The 20,041-nt window shown below is 64.2% G+C and carries 17 protein-coding genes and 2 tRNA genes; 15 read left to right on the top strand and 4 right to left on the bottom strand.

The window, feature by feature from the left end:
• Position 1: 1 nt before the first annotated feature.
• From ftsH to pnp, 14 genes are all read left to right on the top strand, one after another.
• Positions 2 to 1,969: an ATP-dependent zinc metalloprotease FtsH gene (ftsH, locus tag SALB1_RS16750; protein WP_109994884.1), complete on the top strand. Its 1,968-nt coding sequence runs from the start codon at positions 2 to 4 to the stop codon at positions 1,967 to 1,969.
• Between the two features lie 60 nt (positions 1,970 to 2,029).
• The gene (gene folP, locus SALB1_RS16745; RefSeq protein ID WP_255414441.1) at positions 2,030 to 2,890 is read left to right on the top strand and encodes a dihydropteroate synthase; all 861 of its coding nucleotides are present in this window, start codon (positions 2,030 to 2,032) and stop codon (positions 2,888 to 2,890) included.
• Positions 2,891 to 2,989: 99 nt separating this feature from the next.
• Positions 2,990 to 4,372, top strand: coding sequence for a phosphoglucosamine mutase (gene glmM, locus SALB1_RS16740; RefSeq protein ID WP_109994883.1), 1,383 nt, complete (start codon positions 2,990 to 2,992; stop codon positions 4,370 to 4,372).
• Between the two features lie 35 nt (positions 4,373 to 4,407).
• Positions 4,408 to 5,163, top strand: a complete 756-nt coding sequence (tpiA, locus tag SALB1_RS16735) for a triose-phosphate isomerase (protein WP_109994882.1) — start codon at positions 4,408 to 4,410, stop codon at positions 5,161 to 5,163.
• A 21-nt stretch (positions 5,164 to 5,184) separates the two neighbouring features.
• Positions 5,185 to 5,625: a preprotein translocase subunit SecG gene (gene secG / locus SALB1_RS16730; RefSeq protein WP_109994881.1), complete on the top strand. Its 441-nt coding sequence runs from the start codon at positions 5,185 to 5,187 to the stop codon at positions 5,623 to 5,625.
• Between the two features lie 16 nt (positions 5,626 to 5,641).
• Positions 5,642 to 5,726, top strand: a tRNA-Leu gene (locus SALB1_RS16725).
• 1,631 nt (positions 5,727 to 7,357) lie between these two features.
• Positions 7,358 to 7,434, top strand: a tRNA-Met gene (locus SALB1_RS16720).
• Between the two features lie 72 nt (positions 7,435 to 7,506).
• Positions 7,507 to 7,968, top strand: a complete 462-nt coding sequence (rimP, locus tag SALB1_RS16715) for a ribosome maturation factor RimP (protein ID WP_109994880.1) — start codon at positions 7,507 to 7,509, stop codon at positions 7,966 to 7,968.
• 64 nt (positions 7,969 to 8,032) lie between these two features.
• On the top strand, positions 8,033 to 9,559 hold the full coding sequence (gene nusA, locus SALB1_RS16710; protein WP_109994879.1) for a transcription termination factor NusA: 1,527 nt from the start codon (positions 8,033 to 8,035) through the stop codon (positions 9,557 to 9,559).
• Positions 9,560 to 9,625: 66 nt separating this feature from the next.
• The gene (gene infB, locus SALB1_RS16705; RefSeq protein WP_109994878.1) at positions 9,626 to 12,325 is read left to right on the top strand and encodes a translation initiation factor IF-2; all 2,700 of its coding nucleotides are present in this window, start codon (positions 9,626 to 9,628) and stop codon (positions 12,323 to 12,325) included.
• A gap of 7 nt (positions 12,326 to 12,332) precedes the next feature.
• Complete coding sequence (gene rbfA / locus SALB1_RS16700; RefSeq protein ID WP_109994877.1) at positions 12,333 to 12,758, top strand: 30S ribosome-binding factor RbfA; 426 nt, start codon at positions 12,333 to 12,335, stop codon at positions 12,756 to 12,758.
• A complete protein-coding gene (gene truB / locus SALB1_RS16695) occupies positions 12,694 to 13,668 on the top strand; it encodes a tRNA pseudouridine(55) synthase TruB (RefSeq protein ID WP_370453196.1) in 975 nt (324 codons plus the stop codon). The genes rbfA and truB overlap by 65 nt, the downstream gene beginning before the upstream one ends.
• A gap of 227 nt (positions 13,669 to 13,895) precedes the next feature.
• On the top strand, positions 13,896 to 14,165 hold the full coding sequence (gene rpsO, locus SALB1_RS16690) for a 30S ribosomal protein S15 (protein WP_109994875.1): 270 nt from the start codon (positions 13,896 to 13,898) through the stop codon (positions 14,163 to 14,165).
• Positions 14,166 to 14,262: 97 nt separating this feature from the next.
• Positions 14,263 to 16,386 carry a polyribonucleotide nucleotidyltransferase gene (pnp, locus tag SALB1_RS16685; protein WP_109994874.1) on the top strand — a complete coding sequence of 708 codons (2,124 nt, stop codon included), beginning with the start codon at positions 14,263 to 14,265 and terminating at the stop codon, positions 16,384 to 16,386.
• A gap of 286 nt (positions 16,387 to 16,672) precedes the next feature.
• Here the strand turns inward: pnp and phaR are convergent, their stop codons facing one another.
• The 3 genes from phaR to cysZ all read right to left on the bottom strand — a co-directional run bounded on the left by phaR (position 16,673) and on the right by cysZ (position 18,709).
• Positions 16,673 to 17,209 (bottom strand): polyhydroxyalkanoate synthesis repressor PhaR, encoded by a 537-nt coding sequence (phaR, locus tag SALB1_RS16680; protein WP_109994873.1) that lies wholly within the window; start codon positions 17,207 to 17,209, stop codon positions 16,673 to 16,675.
• A 128-nt stretch (positions 17,210 to 17,337) separates the two neighbouring features.
• A complete protein-coding gene (gene dksA / locus SALB1_RS16675) occupies positions 17,338 to 17,781 on the bottom strand; it encodes an RNA polymerase-binding protein DksA (protein WP_109994872.1) in 444 nt (147 codons plus the stop codon).
• A gap of 154 nt (positions 17,782 to 17,935) precedes the next feature.
• On the bottom strand, positions 17,936 to 18,709 hold the full coding sequence (gene cysZ / locus SALB1_RS16670) for a sulfate transporter CysZ (RefSeq protein ID WP_109994871.1): 774 nt from the start codon (positions 18,707 to 18,709) through the stop codon (positions 17,936 to 17,938).
• An 81-nt stretch (positions 18,710 to 18,790) separates the two neighbouring features.
• On the opposite strand from cysZ, the gene SALB1_RS16665 reads away from it, so the two are divergent.
• Entirely contained in the window at positions 18,791 to 19,513 is a 723-nt protein-coding gene (locus SALB1_RS16665; RefSeq protein ID WP_109994870.1) for a glycine zipper 2TM domain-containing protein, read from the top strand.
• 46 nt (positions 19,514 to 19,559) lie between these two features.
• Here SALB1_RS16665 and queF read toward each other — a convergent pair whose 3' ends face one another.
• Positions 19,560 to 19,949, bottom strand: coding sequence for a preQ(1) synthase (queF, locus tag SALB1_RS16660; RefSeq protein WP_109994869.1), 390 nt, complete (start codon positions 19,947 to 19,949; stop codon positions 19,560 to 19,562).
• Positions 19,950 to 20,041 lie beyond the last annotated feature (92 nt).

Here is a 20,041-nt window from a genome sequence, read left to right as displayed (position 1 = left end):
CTTGAACGAACTTGCGAAGAATCTGCTGCTCTGGGTGGTGATCGCGCTCGTATTGATGAGCGTGTTTTCCAGCTTCGCGCCCTCGGGCTCGACTGGCTCGAGCATGGCGTATTCCGACTTTCTGACGAAGGTCAAGAACGACAATGTATCCCAGGTGCACATCGAGGATCACCACATCTCGGGGCAGCTGAGTTCCGGGCAGAAATTCCATACCTACAGCCCGGAAACCGATAACAAGGCCATGATCGGTACGCTGCTCGATCACCATGTCGAGATCACTGGCGAGCCGCCGAATCAGGGATCGTTTCTCAAGCAGATCCTGATCTCCTGGTTCCCGTTCCTGCTGTTGATCGGTGTCTGGATCTACTTCATGCGCCAGATGCAGGGCGGCGGCAAGGGCGGCGGCGCCATGTCGTTCGGCAAGTCCAAGGCCAAGATGATGGCCGCCGACCAGGTCAAGCTGACGTTCGCGGATGTGGCCGGCGTCGAGGAAGCCAAGTCCGAGGTCCAGGAGTTGGTCGAGTTCCTGTCCGATCCATCCAAGTTCCAGCGCGTGGGCGGCAAGATTCCGCGTGGCGTGCTCATGGTGGGTTCGCCGGGGACCGGCAAGACGCTGCTCGCCAAGGCGATCGCCGGCGAGGCCGGGGTGCCGTTCTTCTCGATTTCGGGTTCCGATTTCGTCGAAATGTTCGTCGGCGTGGGCGCATCGCGTGTCCGCGACATGTTCGAGCAGGCCAAGAAACAGGCACCGTGCATCATCTTCATCGACGAGATCGATGCGGTCGGCCGTCAGCGCGGTGCCGGTCTCGGCGGCGGGCATGATGAGCGCGAGCAGACGCTGAACCAGCTGCTGGTCGAGATGGACGGCTTCGAGGGCAGTGAGGGCGTGATCGTGATCGCCGCCACCAACCGCCCGGACGTGCTCGATCCGGCGCTGCTGCGCCCGGGCCGCTTCGACCGCCAGGTCGTGGTGCCGCTGCCGGACGTGCGCGGTCGCGAACAGATTCTGAAAGTGCACATGAAGAATGTGCCGGTGCATGAAAACGTCAAGCCGAGCATCCTGGCGCGCGGCTGTCCGGGCTTTTCCGGTGCGGATCTGGCCAACCTCGTCAACGAGGCGGCCCTGTTCGCCGCGCGTGCCAACAAGAGCGAGGTCACGCAGGACGACTTCGAGCGCGCCAAGGACAAGATCATGATGGGCGCCGAGCGCAAGTCCATGATCATGAATGAGGACGACAAGCGGATGACGGCCTATCACGAGGCCGGCCATGCGATTATCGGCTTGTCCGTGCCGCAGCACGATCCGGTGCACAAGGTCACCATCGTGCCGCGCGGGCGTGCCCTGGGCGTGACCATGTTCCTGCCCGAGGAAGACCGCTACAGCTACTCGAAGCAGCGGCTCAACAGCCAGATCTGCTCGCTATACGGCGGCCGTCTGGCCGAAGAGATCATCTATGGCAAGGACATGGTGACGACCGGTGCCTCCAACGACATCGAGCGCGTGACCGAGATCGCCCGCAACATGGTCACCAAGTGGGGGCTGTCCGAGCGCATGGGGCCGATTGCGTACAACACCGAGGATAGCGAGCCCTTCCTCGGCAAGGCCGCGGCCCAGGGCGGCGGCATTTCCGACGAGACAGTGCATGCCATCGACGAGGAGATTCGCTCGATCATCGATGGATGCTACGAGCGGGCGCGGCAGATCCTCGAAGACAACATGGACAAGCTGCACCTCATGGCCGATGCGCTCATGAAATACGAGACCATCGACCGCAAGCAGATCGACGAGATCATGCAGGGCCACGAGCCCGGCCCGCCGGAAAGCTGGACCGACTCCGATCCGTCTGGCCCGGGCAACGGTGGCTCCGGTGCGAGTGTCGGCCGCGGCGAGAGCGCCGGCGAGTCGGATACCGGCGGCAAGCGGGGCGGCGACAGCGTTCCCAGCCCGGCGCATAACCGGCAGTCGTAGCAAATCGATCGAGCCGGCGGTTCCGAGTCTGGAGCCGCCGGTTTTTTTTATGGATCGCGTATGAATACAAACGGCCACCAGGCGCCGGTCGCTGTACTCGCCGGTGCGAATCGCCGTGTGTCGCTGGCCGAACCCGCCGTGATGGGGGTGCTTAACGTCACGCCCGACTCGTTTTCCGATGGCGGGCATTACGTCACCGTGGAATCGGCGGTCCGGCACGCGCTCGCGATGATCGGGCGGGGGGCGGCCATCATCGATATCGGCGGCGAATCGACCCGCCCCGGCGCCGCGCCGGTATCGCCGGCGGCCGAATGCGATCGCGTGCTGCCGGTAGTCGAGGCGCTCCGCGCGGAAAGCGACGTCTTCATCTCCGTGGACACAAGCAGCCCCGAGGTCATCAGGGCCGCGTGCACGGCGGGCGCCGACATGATCAACGACATCCGTGGCCTGACGCGCCCCGGCGCGCTCGAGGCCGCGACCGCGGCCGATGCGGCGGTCTGTGTCATGCACATGCAGGGCGAGCCGGAGAGCATGCAATCCGCACCGGTTTATACCGACGTGGTGGCTGAAGTACGCGGCTTCCTGCAGGATCGCGTTGCCGCCTGTCGTGCGGCCGGCCTCGCCCCTGCGCGCATCGTGGTCGATCCGGGCTTCGGGTTCGGCAAGACGCTGGCGCACAACCTGGCGCTCCTGCGCGCCATCGGCGAACTTGATGTTGCCGGGCGGCCGGTGTTGATGGGCGTATCGCGCAAATCGATGTTCGCGCGGCTGTTCGAGCGTGACGACATGCCGTCGCGCATCAATGCCAGCCTCGGCGCGGCGTTCTGGGCCACGCTTCAGGGCGTGGGTATCATACGCTGTCACGATGTGCGCGAGACGGCGCAGATGGTGTGTCTTGCGCGGCACTTGATGCCGGGCTAGTGATGCCGGGCCGGTGATGCCGGGCCGGTGATGCCGGGCCGGTGATGCCGGGCTAGCCCGGCATCGGGCGGCCGGACCAAGCAATCGGGGAGAACCGAGGTGGGTCGGAAATACTTTGGAACCGATGGAATCCGGGGCGAGGTCGGGGAAGCGCCGATGACGCCGGATTTCGCGTTGCGACTGGGCTGGGCCGCGGGGCGCGTGCTGCTGCGGCGTCTGAACGAGCGCGGCAGCGATGCAGTGCGCGGCGCGCGCCCGTGCGTGGTCATCGGCAAGGACACGCGCCTGTCCGGCTATATGTTCGAATCCGCGCTCGAGGCCGGTTTCGCCTCCGCCGGCGTCGACGTATTGCTGGTCGGCCCGCTGGCGACGCCTGGCATCGCCTATCTGGCGCGGACGTTTCGCGCGCTGGCCGGCGTGGTAATCAGCGCCTCGCACAATCCTTTCGCCGACAACGGCGTGAAGTTTTTCTCGCACCATGGCCAGAAGCTGGACGATGCGCTCGAGATCGAGATCGAAACCGAGCTCGACCAGCCGCTGGCCTGCGTGGCCTCGGGCCAGTTGGGCCGCGCGCGCCGCGTGGAAAGCGCCTCGGGCCGCTACATCGAGTTCTGCAAATCCACCGCGCGCCTGGCCAATGGCGGCCTGCGCGGCCTGACGCTCGTGGTCGACTGCGCCAATGGGGCGGCCTACCAGACGGCGCCGGAAGTGTTTCGCGAGCTGGGTGCCACCGTGCATGCGATCGGCAACAACCCGGATGGCCTGAATATCAATCAGGACTGCGGATCGACCCATCCCGATCATGTTGCAGACGCCGTGCAGCGGCTCGGCGCCGATGCCGGTGTCGCCCTCGACGGCGATGGCGACCGCTGCATCATGGTCGACGAGAATGGCACGGTCGTCGACGGTGATCAGTTGCTCTACGTGATTGCCGACGAGCGCCAGCGGGCCGGAGAGTTGCGCGGGCCGGTGGTGGGCACGCTCATGAGCAACCTCGGCCTGGCGCTGGCCCTCGAAGCGCGCGGTATCGAGTTCGAGCGTGCGCAGGTCGGCGATCGCTATGTCTTCGAGCGGCTGCTGGCCCGCGGCGGCACCGTGGGCGGGGAATCCTCCGGCCATTTGATCTGCCTGGATCGAGCGACCACTGGCGACGGTACCGTGTCGGCGCTGCAGGTGCTGGCCGCCATGTGTGATCGACACCAGCGCCTGTCGCACCTGGTCGCCCCGGTCGAGAAGTGTCCGCAAACGCTCATCAATGTGCGCGTCGGGCGCGGCACGGCCGACGCGCTGATGGCTGACGCGTGCGTGATGCGGGCGGTGAGCGACGTCGAGACTGCACTCGGCGGCGACGGGCGCGTATTATTACGACCCTCGGGCACCGAGCCGCTGTTGCGGGTGATGGTCGAGGGGCGGGACGGCGAAGCGGTCGCGCGCCATGCCAAATGCCTGGCCGATGTGGTCGATCAGCGAGCCGCGGTCTGAGGCGGACACACCATTCATCACGGAAGAGGGAATCCATGACACGTCGTAAATTCATCGCCGGCAATTGGAAGATGAACGGCAGCGCGGCGCAGGTTGACGCCTTCGGCCGTTCCCTGGTCGAGGCCGCGCCCTCCCTTGATTGCCATCTCGCCGTGTGCGTGCCCTTCGTCTACCTGGAACGCCTCGCGCGGGCGCTGGAGCCGAGCCATGTGGCGGCCGGCGCGCAGGACCTGTCCAGCGAGCTCGAACCCGGCGCCTTCACCGGCGAAATCCACGGCGCGATGCTGGCCGAGTGCGGCGCGCGTTATGTCGTGGTCGGCCACTCCGAGCGGCGCGAGCTGTTTGGCGAGAGCGACGACGTCGTGGTGGCCAAGGCCGAAGCGGCGGTCGCCGCGGGCCTGACCCCGATCGTGTGTGTGGGCGAATCGCTCGAGCAGCGCGAGGCCGATGACACGGAGAGCGTGCTTGCGCGCCAGATCGACGCGCTGACCGGCCGTTGCCAGCGTCGGACCCTGGAGGCCATGGTGCTGGCCTATGAACCGATCTGGGCCATCGGCACCGGGCGTTCGGCCTCGCCGGAACAGGCGCAGTCCGTTCATGCGTTTTTACGGTCCCAAATCGCGAACTGGGATGCTACAATAGCCAACTCGCTGCCGATCCTTTACGGCGGCAGCGTAAAACCGGATAATGCGGTGGCGCTTTTCGCTGGCGCGGACGTCGACGGGGCACTCGTCGGCGGGGCGTCGCTCAAAGCGGACTCATTCGTCGACATCGCGCGCGCTATTGTCTAGTGCGCCGAGCGGACTGATTGCATGGTTTATACGATTCTGGTGATCGCGCAGGTTGTGATCGCGCTTGCGCTGATTGCGCTGATTCTGTTGCAGCACGGCAAGGGCGCTGACGCCGGCGCCGCGTTCGGCAGCGGCGCCTCGGGCACCGTGTTCGGTGCCAAGGGTTCGGCCAACTTCATGAGTCGTGCCACCGCGGGGCTGGCTACGCTGTTCATGCTGGCCAGCCTGGTCCTGGCCTATCTCGTGAACGGGGCCAGCACCACGGGCGGCGGTGGCAGTGTGACCGATCAGCTGACGCAGGGCTCAGGCAGCAAGCCATCCGTGGTCCAGCAGCAGACAGGTAACAAGGCCGGCGGCGGTCAGGCGAACAAGGTCCAGGGCGGTTTGTCCGGATCGGGTTCGGGTAGCGAGGCCGCAGGTGCGAGCAAGAGCAAGAGCAAAGGGCCGAAAATTCCCGATTAGCCCATGGGACGATTTTGCCGACGTGGTGGAATTGGTAGACACGCTGTCTTGAGGGGGCAGTAGCGAGAGCTGTGCCGGTTCGAGTCCGGCCGTCGGCACCACATCAAGCCGTGTCCTGTGATCAGGGCGCGGCTTTTTTCGTTCATCGCGGCGGATTTACACAGATGGCGGTTAGTCGTCAGTGGCGCTGGTTCGTTGGTATTTCACATTTTCAGCAGACGTAGGTCGGCTTGGACCGCACCCCGCTCGCGGATTTGAGTCGATGTCGAATTACGCTTCGCTAATCCGACCTACACGACCGGGTCGCGACCGCTGTGGCCATGGGGCGCCGCAGGGCTAATCTCTTCGTTCCTCAAGGCATTCGTCCACAGATCAACACGGATTCACGCAGATGGCGGTTAGTCGTTTGGGGCGCTGGTGCGATTGTGGCGCGAATGGACTGTATGCGCTTTGTTCGCAAGCGAATCATTCGGGTGACGAGCTTCGTTCGACGCCGTCGCCGGTTAGCGCCTCGAATCCGCTACGCCGCGGAAGTGCAATCGCATCGGCGTGAATCGGCGTCGATCTGTGGACCATGTTATTCGACGAACGAGGCCCGAAAGCATAATGCGCCGCGCGTCTGCCAGGTCGAAATACCGATCCGCCATTAGCGTACTTCGCGTTCATTTGCGGACCGGGTTCGCGATATACGTGGTTTCGGGGCGCCGCACGACTGGCTAGCTTGGTTCCTTAAGGCATTTGTCCACAGATCGACACAGATTCACGCAGATGGCGGTTAGTCGTTTGCGGCGCTGGTGCGATTGTGGCGCGAATGGACTGTATGCGCTTTGTTCGCAAGCGAATCATTCGGGTGACGAGCTTCGTTCGACGCCGTCGCCGGTTAGCGCCTCGAATCCGCTACGCCGCGGAAGTGCAATCGCATCGGCGTGAATCGGCGTCGATCTGTGGACCACGTTATTCGACGAACGAGGCCCGAAAGCATAATGCGCCGCGCGTCTGCCAGGTCGAAATACCGATCCGCCATTAGCGTACTTCGCGTTCATTTGCGGACCGGGTTCGCGATATACGTGGTTTCGGGGCGCCGCACGACTGGCTCTCTTCGTTCCTTAAGGCATTTGTCCGCAGATCAACACAGATTCACGCCGATGGCGGTTTGTCGTAGGTCGGCTTAGGCCGCAGGCCGTAAGCCGACATGGCCGATCGCACCCCACTCGCGAACTGGCGTCCATGTCGGATTACGCTGCGCTAATCCGACCTACACGACTGTATGCGCTGCCTTTCCAAGCGAATAATTCGAGTGACGAGCTTCGTCCGGCGCCGTTGCCGGTTAGCGCCTCGAATCGGCTGCACCGCGAACGCACAACCGCATCGGCGTAGAGTTTCTTCGCCGAACGAAGCCCGAAAAGCATAAAGGCGTCTGGCGCGAAGTCGTGCGCAATCGCGACAGGCCCGAGCGATGCTTGTCGGAGATCGTGGTTGTGAGCGGCGCATACAGCGCGACGGGTCTTGCAGTACCGCGGCGTCTGGGCGTTCGGATCGCCCGTCATGCCGGGCTTCGCGATGCCTTTGAAATAAACACGCAACAAAAGGCTTGCGTCTGTCAGCGTCTATGCTAATCTGCGCCTCGCGTTGACCGATTGGACGGCCAGTCGGGCGGGTTTCAAAGCCTCTCGGAGACAATTTCCGGCTTGCTTTGCAGTCCGCAACTTGTTATAGTTTCGCGCTCATCGGGTGCGGGGTGGAGCAGTCTGGCAGCTCGTCGGGCTCATAACCCGAAGGTCGCAGGTTCGAATCCTGCCCCCGCTACCACAACTGGTTATCGAAAAGCCCCCGATGCGGGGCTTTTTTGTTGGCGACTCATAATCGCCGAGTCTCAAGATTATGCCGCACCGCCTGCACAAGCTGCTCGAACCTGTCGTGACCGATATGGGCTACGAGTTGTGGCACCTGGAATCGGTGGGCGCCGGCGCGAACGCGGTGGTGCGCCTGTATATCGATTCGCCCGACGGAATCGGCATTGAAGATTGCGAAGCGGTCAGCCATGAGGTGAGCGCGGCGCTGGATGTGGCCGACGGCGAGGGCGGCGCGAGTTACCAGCTCGAAGTGTCTTCGCCGGGTCTGGACCGGCCGCTCGCCAGCGCGGCGCATTTTCAACGCTTTGTCGGCGAGCGCGCGCGCGTGCAGATGTTTGCGCCGGTGTCGGGTCAGCGGAAGTTCAAGGGTCGAATTCATGCCGTGAAGGGTGAGGTGGTTGAGTTGGCGTGTGATGACGCCACATACGATCTGCCTTTGGGCGATATGGCCAAAGCGCGACTGGAGCCGGTATTCGACAACGACGAGTGAGGCGACGGATCGGGTCTGCAACGGTCCCTCCGGGCCGGCGTAAGCGAAACACTCAGGTGGTGTGATGAATAAAAATGTCCTTTTAGTCGCCGAAGCGGTATCGAACGAGAAAGGCGTCGATCGCGAGATCATCTTCGAGGCGATCGAGGCCGCGCTGGCGTCAGCGACCCGCAAGAAGCATGGCGGGGAGATCGCGGTGCGTGTCGAAGTCGACCGCAAGACCGGCGATTACAAGACGTTTCGTCGCTGGCAGGTGATCGATCCCGGTGCCGAGGGCGAGGATGGCGAGCCGGTGTTCATTGAAGCCCCGGATCGCGAGATTTCACTCGAGACCGCGCGCGAAACGCATCCCGAAGTCGAGGTCGGCGATTACATCGAGGAACCGATGGAGTCGGTCGAGTTCGGCCGTATCGCGGCGCAGGCGGCCAAGCAGGTTATCGTGCAGAAAGTGCGCGAGGCCGAGCGAGCGCAGATCGTGGACGCCTACAGGCACCGTGTCGGTGAGTTGATCACGGGGCTGGTCAAGCGCATGGAGCGCGGTTCGGTGATTCTCGACCTGGGCGGTAACGCCGAGGCGATCATCCCGCGCGATCAGATGATCCCGCGCGAGCCGATGCGCCCGGGCGACCGTGTCCGCGGTTATCTGTATGATGTGCGTCCCGAACAGCGTGGTCCGCAGCTGTTCGTGTCCCGCAGCAAGCCGGAGTTTCTCATCGAACTGTTCAAGCTCGAGGTGCCGGAAGTCGGTCAGGGCCTGATCGAGCTGCGCGGGGCCTCGCGCGATCCGGGCCTGCGTGCCAAGATCGCGGTGCAGGCCAAGGATCGCCGGATCGACCCGGTCGGCGCCTGCGTCGGCATGCGCGGCTCACGGGTGCAAAGCGTGTCCAACGAGCTTGCCGGCGAACGCATTGATATCATCATGTGGAATGAGAATCCGGCACAATTCGTGATCAATGCCATGGCGCCGGCGGATGTCGAATCCATCGTTCTTGACGAGGATTCGGGTAGTATGGACCTGGCGGTCGCTGAGGATTCCCTGGCCAAGGCGATTGGCCGCGGTGGTCAGAATATTCGTCTGGCCTCCGAGCTGACGGGGTGGAAGCTCAACGTCATGACGCTCGAGGACGCGGACGCGAAGAGCGAGGCCGAAGGTGAACAGCTTCAGGTCATGTTTCGCGAACAACTCGATGTCGATGACGAGGTCGCAGTTATCCTCGTTCAGGAAGGTTTCACCTCGACTGAGGAAATCGCCTACGTGCCCGAGGCTGAATTGCTCGAGATCGAGGAATTCGACGAAGATATCGTCGAGGAGTTGCGCAGTCGCGCACGCGATTACCTGCTGTCCAAGGCGATCTCGAGCGCCGAAGGCGGCGACGCGGAATATGAGCCGGATCTGCTCGAAGTCGACGGTGTCGACGAACAGTTCGCGGGCCAGCTGGCGGCAGCCGGCGTGGCCTCGCGCGACGAGCTGGCCGAACTCGGCGCCGACGAGCTCATGGAGCTGGTCGAGATCGACGAGAAGGCCGCCGGCGAGCTGATCATGGCCGCCCGGGCGCACTGGTTTGCCGATGAGCAGGCCAGCGCAGAATAATTAGGGCGATCGAACGGAACGGATGGCCCCGCCGATAGCGCGTGGGCACCACGGAGTAAGCAAAATATGGCGCAAACGACAGTCAAACAGCTGGCATCGGAAGTCGGTATTCCGGTGGAGCGACTTGTCTCGCGCTTGGCCGAGGCGGGCGTATCCGCTTCCACGGCCGACGATCAGATCAGCGACGACGATAAACTCAAGCTGTTGCGTCACTTGCGCTCGGCGGACACAGGCCGCTCGGGCGGAAAGCTCGGTACCAAGCGGTCCGGCGTGTCGTCGCGCCGACGTTCAACGTCGGAGCTCAAGGTCAACACCGGGCGTGGTGGATCGTCGGGCCGTACGGTCAGTGTCGAGGTGCGCAAGCGGCGCACGTTCGCGAACCGCGGTCAGGAATCCGCGGACGACAAGTCGGAGAGCGAGGCGAGCGCGCAGCCGGCGCAGAGCCAGGAGCTCGACCAGGCCGCCGAGCAGGCGCGCGTCGAGGCGGAGGCCGCCGAGCGCGCGCAGCGCGAGGAGCGCGAGCGCAAGGAGGCCGAGGATCGTGCCCGGCGCGAGGAGGAAGAGCGCCAGCGCGCCGAAGCCGAGGCCAAGCGTCAGGCCCAGATCCAGGCGCGAAAGGATGCCGAGGCCCAGGCCAGTCGCGAGGCGATGGAGCGTGAGCGCGCCCGTCTCGGGGTTCGGGTCGACGCCGCGCGCTCGCGTGCGCAGGAAAACCTGCGGCGCGCAGCCGAAAGCCACGGTCGCACGGAAGAGGATGTGGCGCGTGAGCGCGAGCGTGCCCGCGGCGCTGAAAGCACAGCCGGCGCGGGTGCCGCCGCCAAGGCGCCTGCCGGTGACAACAAGCCGCGCAAGGAACTGCATGTCGCCGAAGGCAAGCAGGGCCGGCGCAAGGACAAGAAGAAGCGGGGCGGCGGTCGGCGTCAGAAGAACGTCAACGTGGCCACCGAGCATACCTTCGAACGCCCGACAGCCCCGGTTGTGCGCGACATCGAGATTCCCGAGACCATCACCGTGGCCGATCTGGCGCAGAAGATGGCAGTCAAGGGCGGTGAAGTGCTCAAGCGCATGATGCGCCTCGGTGTGATGGCGACCATCAACCAGACGGTTGATCAGGAAACCGCGCATATCATCGTCGAGGAAATGGGCCACAACCCGAAGCCCGTGCATTCGGAAACCGCCGAAGAGGCGCTGGCCCAGGAAGTGCGGGCCGAGGAAGAGCAGGTCGAGGGCGTGCCCCGGGCGCCGGTGGTGACCATCATGGGCCACGTCGACCACGGCAAGACCTCGCTGCTGGACTACATCCGCCGCACCAAGGTGCAGGCGGGCGAGGCCGGTGGTATTACCCAGCATATCGGCGCCTACCACGTGCAGCACGACAAGGGCGCGATCACGTTCATCGACACCCCGGGCCACGCGGCGTTCACGCGCATGCGGGCACGCGGTGCCGAGATCACCGATATCGCAATACTGATCGTGGCCGCGGATGACGGCGTCATGCCGCAGACCCGGGAATCGATCCAGCATGCGCGCGCCGCCGGCGTGCCCATCGTGGTCGCCGTGACCAAGATGGATGTCAGTGGCGCCGACATGGACAAGGTCAAGTCGGGCCTGTCGGCCGAGGACATCATTCCCGAGGACTGGGGCGGCGACGTGCAGGTAGTGCCGGTGTCGTCCAAGACCGGCGAAGGCATCGACGACCTGCTGGACGCGGTGCTGTTGCAGGCCGAGGTTTCCGAGTTCAAGGCGCCGATCGATGTCGCCGCGCGCGGCGTGGTAATCGAATCCAGCCTGGAGAAGGGCCGCGGCCCGGTGGCGACCATTCTGGTCAAGGCCGGCAAGCTCAAGCGCGGCGACAGTATTCTCGCGGGGCCGCATTACGGTCGCGTCCGGGCGATGTTCAACGAGCTCGGCGAGCAGGTGAAGGAGGCTGGCCCGTCGATACCGGTCGAGGTGCTGGGTTTGTCGGGCACCCCGGAAGCCGGCGACGATGCTTTCGTGGTGGCGAACGAGAAGAAGGCGCGTGAAATCGCCGCCCAGCGCGAGGAGCATCAGCGCGAGTCGAAGCTGGCCCAGCAACAGGCGGCACGGCTCGAGGAGGTGTTCTCCGCGATTGGCGACGACGGCCCGACTGAAACCAAGGATCTCAACCTGCTCATCAAGGGCGACGTGCAGGGCAGCGTGGAAGCGCTGGTCGAATCGCTGCGCAAGATCCCGAGCGAAGAGGTCAAGATCCGGATCATTTCGAGTGGTGTCGGCGGTATCAGCGAATCCGACGTCGAACTCGCGCTGGCTTCACAGGCGATCATCATCGGTTTCAACGTGCGTGCCGATAACCAGGCGCGCAAGACGATCGCGGAAGCCGGTGTCGATGTGCGCTACTACAGCGTGATCTATGAGGCGATCCAGGACGTCACCGATGCGGTGAGCGGTCTGCTGGGCACCGAGCTGCGCGAAGAAATCATCGGCCTGGCCGAGGTGCGCGATGTGTTCCGCTCCTCCAAGCTCGGCGCGATCGCGGGTTGCGTGGTCGCCGACGGTGCGGTGGTGCGGGGTCAGCCGATCCGCGTGCTGCGCGACAACGTGGTGATCTACGAGGGCGAACTGGAATCGCTGCGGCGCCACAAGGACGCGGTGGATCGCGTGCCGGCCGGCACCGAATGCGGCATCGGCGTGAAGAACTACAACGACATCAAGCCGGGCGATCAGATCGAGGTGTATGAGCGCACCGAGGTTCAGCGCAAGGTCGCCGACTCAGAGACCGCCTGAGCCGGCGATGGGACGCGAATTCTCACGTCATCAGCGGGTCCGTGAGGAGCTCAAGCGCGAGCTGGGGGTCCTCATCGCCACGCAGGTCAAGGATCCCCGGGTGACGTTCGTCACGATCACCGATGTCGAGGTGTCCCCGGATCTGAAATACGCGAAGGTGTTTGTCAGCAACTTCGACGTGACCGCCCCCGCCGAGAAATCGGCGGAGGCGATCGCGGGGCTGCGGGCGGCCCGGGGTTTTCTCAAAAAGCATCTCGGCCAGCGCCTGCGGTTGCGGGTGATGCCGGATCTGCGCTTCATCGAGGATGCAACCGAGCGGGAAGCCCAGCGTCTGGACCAGATCATCTCCGGCGCGGTGCGCGAAGACCGTGACAACGCCGAGTCCACCGCCCGCGAGGACGATACGGCGGACCCGGATCGTGGCGCGTCGTAACAAGGGCCGGGACATCGACGGTGTGATTCTTCTGGACAAGCCGCTCGGCGTGTCCTCGAATCAGGCGCTGCAGCGGGTCCGGCGGGCGTTCGATGCCCGCAAGGCCGGCCATACCGGCAGTCTGGATCCGCTGGCGACCGGTCTGTTGCCCGTATGTCTTGGCGAGGCGACCAAACTGTCCTCCTATCTGCTGGCGGCCGACAAGCATTACCGGGTCACCGCGCGTATCGGTCAGGAAACCACGACCGGCGATGCCGAAGGCGAGTGGTCGCGAAGCAGTGATGTGGCCACGCCCACGGGCGATGCGCTGGCGGCGCTAGTGGCCGGATTCGTCGGCGTCCAGACGCAGGTTCCGCCGATGTATTCGGCGCTGAAAGTCGACGGCAAACCGCTCTACGAATACGCACGCGAAGGCCGCACCATCGAACGCGAGCCGCGAACGATCACGGTACACGCGCTCGACGTGGTTGCGGCCGATGCGGATACCCTGACGCTCGACGTGGCCGTGAGCAGCGGGACCTACGTGCGCACGCTGGTCGAGGACATCGCGCGCGCCTGGGGCGGTTGCGCGCATGTCGCCTCGTTGCGCCGCACCCGGGTCGGCTCGCTCGGTGACGATGAGCCGATGGTCGATCTCGCGTCGATCGAGGCCGCGGCTCGCGACGAGCCGGCGCGCCTGCATGGCTGGCTGCGGCCGGTTTCGGCCCTGATCGGCGACTGGCCGGCGGCATCGGTTGATGCCGCGCAGGCCGACGCGATCCTGCAGGGTCGAACGGTATACGGCGACTGGCCGGCGCGCGACGGGCTATTGCGCGTGGTGTCGCCGGCGGGGCACCTCCTGGGCCTGGGCTATTGCCCGGGCGATGGCGCGCTTCGCCCGAAGCGGTTGTTCGCGCGGCCGCAACCGTGAAAAACGGCGAAACGCGCGGAAAATCGCCTTTTTAGCGGTTGTAAGCGCGCGCTTTCGCCGCTAGAATACCGCCTCCACTGAACCCGGCGGTCCCATCAGGCAACTGGCCAACGCACGGGCTTTTCCCAAAGGGTGAGCTGAACGTCGACTCGGCCCCGATTTGGAAAAAGCCAGACTGCAGCACAATCCAGTTGCGCGGGCTCGCCAAGACAACTCCAGGAGTGATTATGGCTCTGTCGACGCAAGAAAAAGCCGACGTTATCGAGAAATATGGCCGCGGAAGCAGCGATACCGGCTCGCCCGAAGTGCAGATCGCGCTGCTGACCACCCGTATCAGCCAGCTCGGCGCGCATTTCGACCAGCACAAGGCGGATCACCATTCGCGTCGTGGCCTGCTGAAGATGGTCAACCGTCGCCGCAAGCTGCTCGATTACGTCAAGCGTCATGACGCCAACCGCTACAAGACGATCATTCAGGATCTTGGTCTGCGTCGCTAAGCGCGCGATCATTTTCGCTTGATCGCCAAAGCGCCCCTCGGGATGCCCGAGCCGGGCGCTTTTTTGTTTCAGAAAGCAAGAAGCCAGGAAGAAATACGTGAGTAAAGTAGAAGTCACCAGCCGGCAAACGTTCCAGTACGGCGAGCACGACGTCACGCTGGAAACCGGTGAAATCGCGCGCCAGGCGGATGGCGCGGTCAAGGTCAGCATGGGCGACACCGTGGTGCTCGTCACCGCGGTCGGGAAAAAGGAAGCCAAGCCCGATGCGAATTTCTTTCCGCTGACCGTCAATTACCAGGAGCGCACCTATGCCGGCGGCAAGATCCCCGGCGGGTTCTTCAAGCGCGAAGGCCGCCCGGGCGAGAAGGAAACGCTGACCTGCCGTCTGATCGATCGTCCGATCCGGCCGCTGTTTCCCAAGGATTTCCATAACGAAGTCCAGATCATTGCCACGGTGATGTCGGTCGATCCCGAGATCGATCCCGACATTCCCGCGATGATCGGCGCCTCGGCCGCGCTGGCGCTGTCGGGCATGCCGTTCGACGGCCCCATCGGCGGGGCACGCGTGGGTTATGCCAATGGCGAGTACGTACTCAATCCGAGCGCGACCCAGATCAAGGAAAGCGACCTCAACCTCGTCGTCGCCGGTACGTCCGACGCTGTGCTGATGGTGGAATCCGAAGCCAAGCAGCTGTCGGAACAGATCATGCTGGGGGCGGTGCTGTTCGGCCACGAACAGTTGCAGGCCGCGATCCAGGCGATCAGTGCGCTGGCAGCGGAAGCCGCCAAGCCGGCCTGGAACTGGCAGGCGGCCGAGAAGGACCAGTCGCTGGCCGAGGCGGTCGCGCGCATTGCCGGCGAGGACGTCACCGCCGCCTACCAGATCGCCGACAAGCAGGAGCGCCAGACACGGCTGGGCGAGATCAAGGACAAGGTCGTCGAGGAACTGGTGGCGACCGAAGACGAGACAGGCTACTCGCGTGAAGACGTGAAGGCTGCACTCGGCGATCTCGAGAAGAAGACCGTGCGCTCGCGGATCCTCGAAGGCGAGCCGCGTATCGACGGGCGCGACACGCGCACCGTGCGCGACCTGACCATTCGTACCGGCGTGCTGCCACGGACCCATGGCTCGGCGTTGTTCACCCGCGGCGAGACCCAGGCCCTGGCGGTCGCCACGCTCGGCACGGGTCGCGATGCCCAGCTCATCGATGCAGTCGAAGGCAAGTATGAAGACCCGTTCATGCTGCACTACAACTTTCCCCCGTACTGCGTGGGTGAGACCGGCTTCATGGGCAGTCCGAAGCGGCGCGAGATTGGCCACGGCAAGCTGGCCAAGCGCGGTATCATGGGCGTGTTGCCGGATCTCGAGAACGAGTTCCCCTACGTCATGCGCGTGGTCTCGGAAGTCACCGAATCCAATGGCTCGTCCTCCATGGCCTCGGTCTGCGGCACGAGCCTGGCGTTGATGGACGCGGGCGTGCCGATCAAGGCGCCGGTCGCCGGTGTGGCCATGGGCCTGATCAAGGAAGGCGACAAGTTCGCTGTGCTCACGGATATCCTGGGCGACGAGGATCACCTCGGCGACATGGACTTCAAGGTGGCCGGGTCCAAGAACGGCATCACCGCGCTGCAGATGGATATCAAGATCGGCGGCATTACGCGCGAGATCATGGAAGTCGCGCTGGACCAGGCCAGGGAAGGCCGTCTGCACATCCTGGACGTCATGTCCGAGGCGATCGACGCACCGCGCAAGGAAGTCTCCGAGTGGGCGCCGCGCATCTTCACGATCAAGATCGATTCGGAGAAGATCCGCGACGTGATCGGCAAGGGCGGCGCGACGATCCGCTCCATCACCGAGGAAACCGGCGCGTCGATCGATATCGAGGACGACGGCACGATCCATGTGGCCGCGGTCGACAAGTCGGCGGCGGATCTCGCGATCCAGCGTATCGAGGAGATCACCAAGGACATCGAGGCCGGCCAGATCTACGAAGGCAAGGTCGTTCGCATTGTCGACTTCGGCGCCTTCGTCAACCTGGCGCCGGGCCGCGACGGTCTGGTGCATATTTCCCAGATCGCGCCGCATCGTGTGGAGAACGTCACGGACGAGCTCTCCGAAGGTCAGATGGTCAAGGTCAAGGTGCTGGAAGTCGATCGTCAGGGCCGTGTCCGGCTTTCGATGAAGGAACTGGCTGAGCCCGAGGAAAGCACCGAGGGCTGATCGCTTCGGTTGCTGGTCTGGCGGCAACGCGAAAGGCGCCTCCCCGGGGGCGCCTTTTTCATGCGCTCTGATCACCCTCGCGCCGGCGCGGCCCGGCCACTGCAGCGCGCGCCGGGCCATGGGATCGTGACCATAAAAAAAGCCCCCTTGGATAAGGGGGCTAAGTGCGAGAAAGGCCGTTAGGCCTTTCGGAGGAGATTCGGTGATCGCCTTCGCGACCATGAACTAAGTATAGTACGACTTTCGTATAAATCAAGCGTCGTCGCCAGAAATTTTCCCGGCCCATTCAATCGGATGGCGGGTTACGCCCGGCGCCGGTCGGTCCGCCGTCTTCGGGGCGCCCGGTTGCCTGCTCTTTCGCTGATGACGAGTCACGGCGCGCCATGTTGGCGAGAAACTCGCGGCGCACGCTGCGCCATATGGGCAGCTGGTCCTGGGATAGCTCGCGCAGAGCGGCGAGCGGGTTGTTCGCCCCCAGCAAACGGCGCAATCGGTCCCGGAACTGGGACTGCTGCTCGTTGAAGAATTCGAGCGACAGCTCGAGATACGAGCTCATGGTGCTCTGCATCGAGTCGCCATAGAAGCGAATGATGTTGCGTAACACCTCGGTCCGAAAGATCGGATTGCCGCCTTCCTCCTGCTCGCTAATCACCTGTAGCAGGATGCTGCGGGTGATGTCGTGCCCGCTGCGCTTGTCCACGACCTTGAAGTCCTCGTTGGCGATGACGAGCTGGCGAATGTTCTCGAGCGTGATGTAGCGGCTGACTTCAGTGTCATACAGCCGTCGATTCGGATATTTCTTGATGATCCGCTGGGAGGACATCGGCGTCTCGATTACGACAGGTCGCGGGCGACTCCGTCAGTGTGCCAGACGCGGCCGCCCGGGACCGGCCCCGGCGGGGCCGGTCTGGTGCAACAAGCGCCTGTGGCCGCCTGCAGCGGCCGCAGGCCCTAGCGCCCGAGCTGACGCTCGCGGATCTCGTCGAGGCTTTTGCAGTCGACGCAGAGCGTGGCTGTCGGGCGGGCCTCCAGGCGGCGGATGCCGATCTCGGTACCGCAGGTTTCGCAGAAACCGTATTCGTCCCGGTCGACCCGGGCGATGCCTTGGTCGATCTTGCGAATCAGCTTGCGCTCACGGTCCCGCGTTCGCAGTTCGAGGCTGAACTCCGACTCCTGGCTCGCGCGGTCGGTTGGATCGGGGAAATTGGCCGCCTCATCCTTCATGTGATGCATCGTGCGATCGACTTCCTCCATCAGCTCTTTTTTCCACTGAACGAGGATGCTGCGGAAGTGTTCGCGCTGCGCTTCATTCATATACTCCTCGTCCTCGGACGGGACGTAGGGCGTAAACTCTTGAGGCGCGTCGAGTTTTGAGGTGTTTTCCGTAGTCGCCATTGTGTTCTCGGGTCGACAAACAGCGCGTAGCTTTAGCAAAAATGATGCCGGTATGCAATCAAACATCGCCATGGGCATGCATTCGGCCGGGTGCATGGCGCCGTCGTGCGCAGCCGCGGATGGTCGCCGAACGTCGGCGGCCCGCCCCGGTGCGTCAGCCCCGGGCGCGGGTCGGCCGGTCCCCGGACGGTGGGGCGTCGGTTTCGATATAGAGCAGCGTGGCGCCGATGACTGCGGCCGGCACGACCACCAGATTGGCCAGGGGAATCGCGGTGGCCAGTGTCACCACACTCCCGAACCCGAGGTGGCGCCAGCCGTGTGCGTACAGGTGCTGCATCTTGTCGTCGAATGCCATGCCGCGATTCGCCATGGGCAGGTCGAGATACTCGAAGGCCAGCATAAAGGCGCCGAATACGAACCAGAGTGGCGCAATCGCGAGGTTGGCCACCGGGATGAACAGCAGCACCAGGCTGACCAGCCCCAGCAGCGCCGCGCGTGTGGCGTAATAGCGCAGGCGCCGCAGTTCGCCGATCAGCCCGTCCCACATCTCGCCGGCGATACTCAAGCCGCTGTTCGGCTCGTTTCCGGTTCGCAGTTGTTCCACGCGCGCCGAGAGCATGCCGTTGAACGGGCTGGCGATGAGATTGGCGAGCAGTGTGAACAGGTAACAGAAGGCCAGGGTGCACAGGATCATCGCCAGCCACCAGAGCACGTCCTCGAGCCAGGCCAGCCAGTGCGGCAGGCCGGCCAGCCAGTGCGTGAGCCAGTCGTCGATCTGCCAGCCGAGCAGGCTGACCAGGGCAACGATCAGGGTGATGTTCACGACGATGGGCACCACCACATAGCGGCGCAGTCTCGGCGCGCGCAACAGGCCGAAACCGCGCGCCAGATAGCTGGGTCCGATGACCAGTTCGCTGACGGGATTCATCTATCGTTCGCTTGGCGCGTTCTAGAATAAAGCCGCCATTGTAGTCGTTCCGGCGGTGTTCAATGCCGTATCGGCTGCCCGATGACGTTTCAGACAGCGAGTTACGACATGATCTCACCATCGTTGCTTCACGCCGCCGCCCTGGCGCTGCTCATCCCGGCGTTGGGCCTGACGGCCTGTTCCAAGAGCAAGCAGGATCAGGCGGACAACGCCCAGGCGCAATTACAGCAGGCCAACCAGAACCTCGAACAGGCACAGAAAAACCTGGCACAGGCGCAACAGCAGGCAGCCGAAGCCAAGGCGTCGGCCAAGAAGAAAGAGGCACAGAAAAAAGTCGCCGACGCCAAACAGGATCAAGCGCGCGCCAGGCAGAAACAGAGCGAGGCCAAACAGGCATCGGAGCACAAGACAGCGCAGGCCCGCAGCCACGCGCGGGAGCAGGCCCGCAGCCATTCCAAGCCGGTATGTAGCGACTGCGGCACGATCAGTTCAATCACACCGATCCAGCGCAATGCGCAGCATGGTAGCGGTGTCGGCGCGGTGGCCGGTGGCGTTGCGGGCGGGGCCATCGGAAGCCAGATCGGCCACGGTGCCGGCAAGACCATTGCCGAGATTGCCGGCGCGCTTGGCGGCGCCTATGCCGGCAACGCCGCCGAAAAGCATATCCGCAAGGTCACCGTGTATCGGGTCAACGTGGCCATGGATACCGGTGGCACCCGCAGCGTGACGCTGAATTCGGTCAACGGCCTCAGTACCGGCACGCGTGTTCGCGTCGACGGCCACAACCTGGCGCCCTTGCGATAGCGGTGCGGCACGCTGTAGCCGTCGTGTTCAGCGTCTGCCGCCGGCGTTACGCGAGATCGACCCGCGGCGCCGGTTGCCAGCCCTCGGCCCGATGTTCGGCGATCACCGTGGTATCGATGCCGCCACGGACCCAGAACTCGGCGGTCAGGCGCATGAAGCGCGGCGCGGTGGCGGCGACGAGGTCCGACAGAATCCGATTGGTGACGGCCTCGTGGAATGCGCCCTCGTCGCGATACGACCAGATATAGAGCTTGAGTGACTTCAGTTCCACGCAACTCGCCTCCGGCACGTATTCGAGATGGAGCGTGGCGAAGTCGGGCTGGCCGGTCACGGGACACAGGCAGGTGAACTCCGGAATCCGCATGCGGATCGTGTAATCGCGCTCGGGCTTCGGGTTGTCGAAGGTTTCCAGTGAACGGCTCGGGGAACTAGGCATGGGGCGATGGCATCGTGTCGGATCAACGCGGCGCTAGGTTACACTAGCCGGCTTTGCATGCGTAGCGGCGCGTAGCCGTGTCAGGGGCGACA

The sequence above is a fragment of the Salinisphaera sp. LB1 genome (assembly GCF_003177035.1).
Classification (GTDB): domain Bacteria; phylum Pseudomonadota; class Gammaproteobacteria; order Nevskiales; family Salinisphaeraceae; genus Salinisphaera.
The sequence above is the reverse complement of the archived record's forward strand: the minus strand, read 5'-3'. Positions and strand labels throughout refer to the sequence as shown.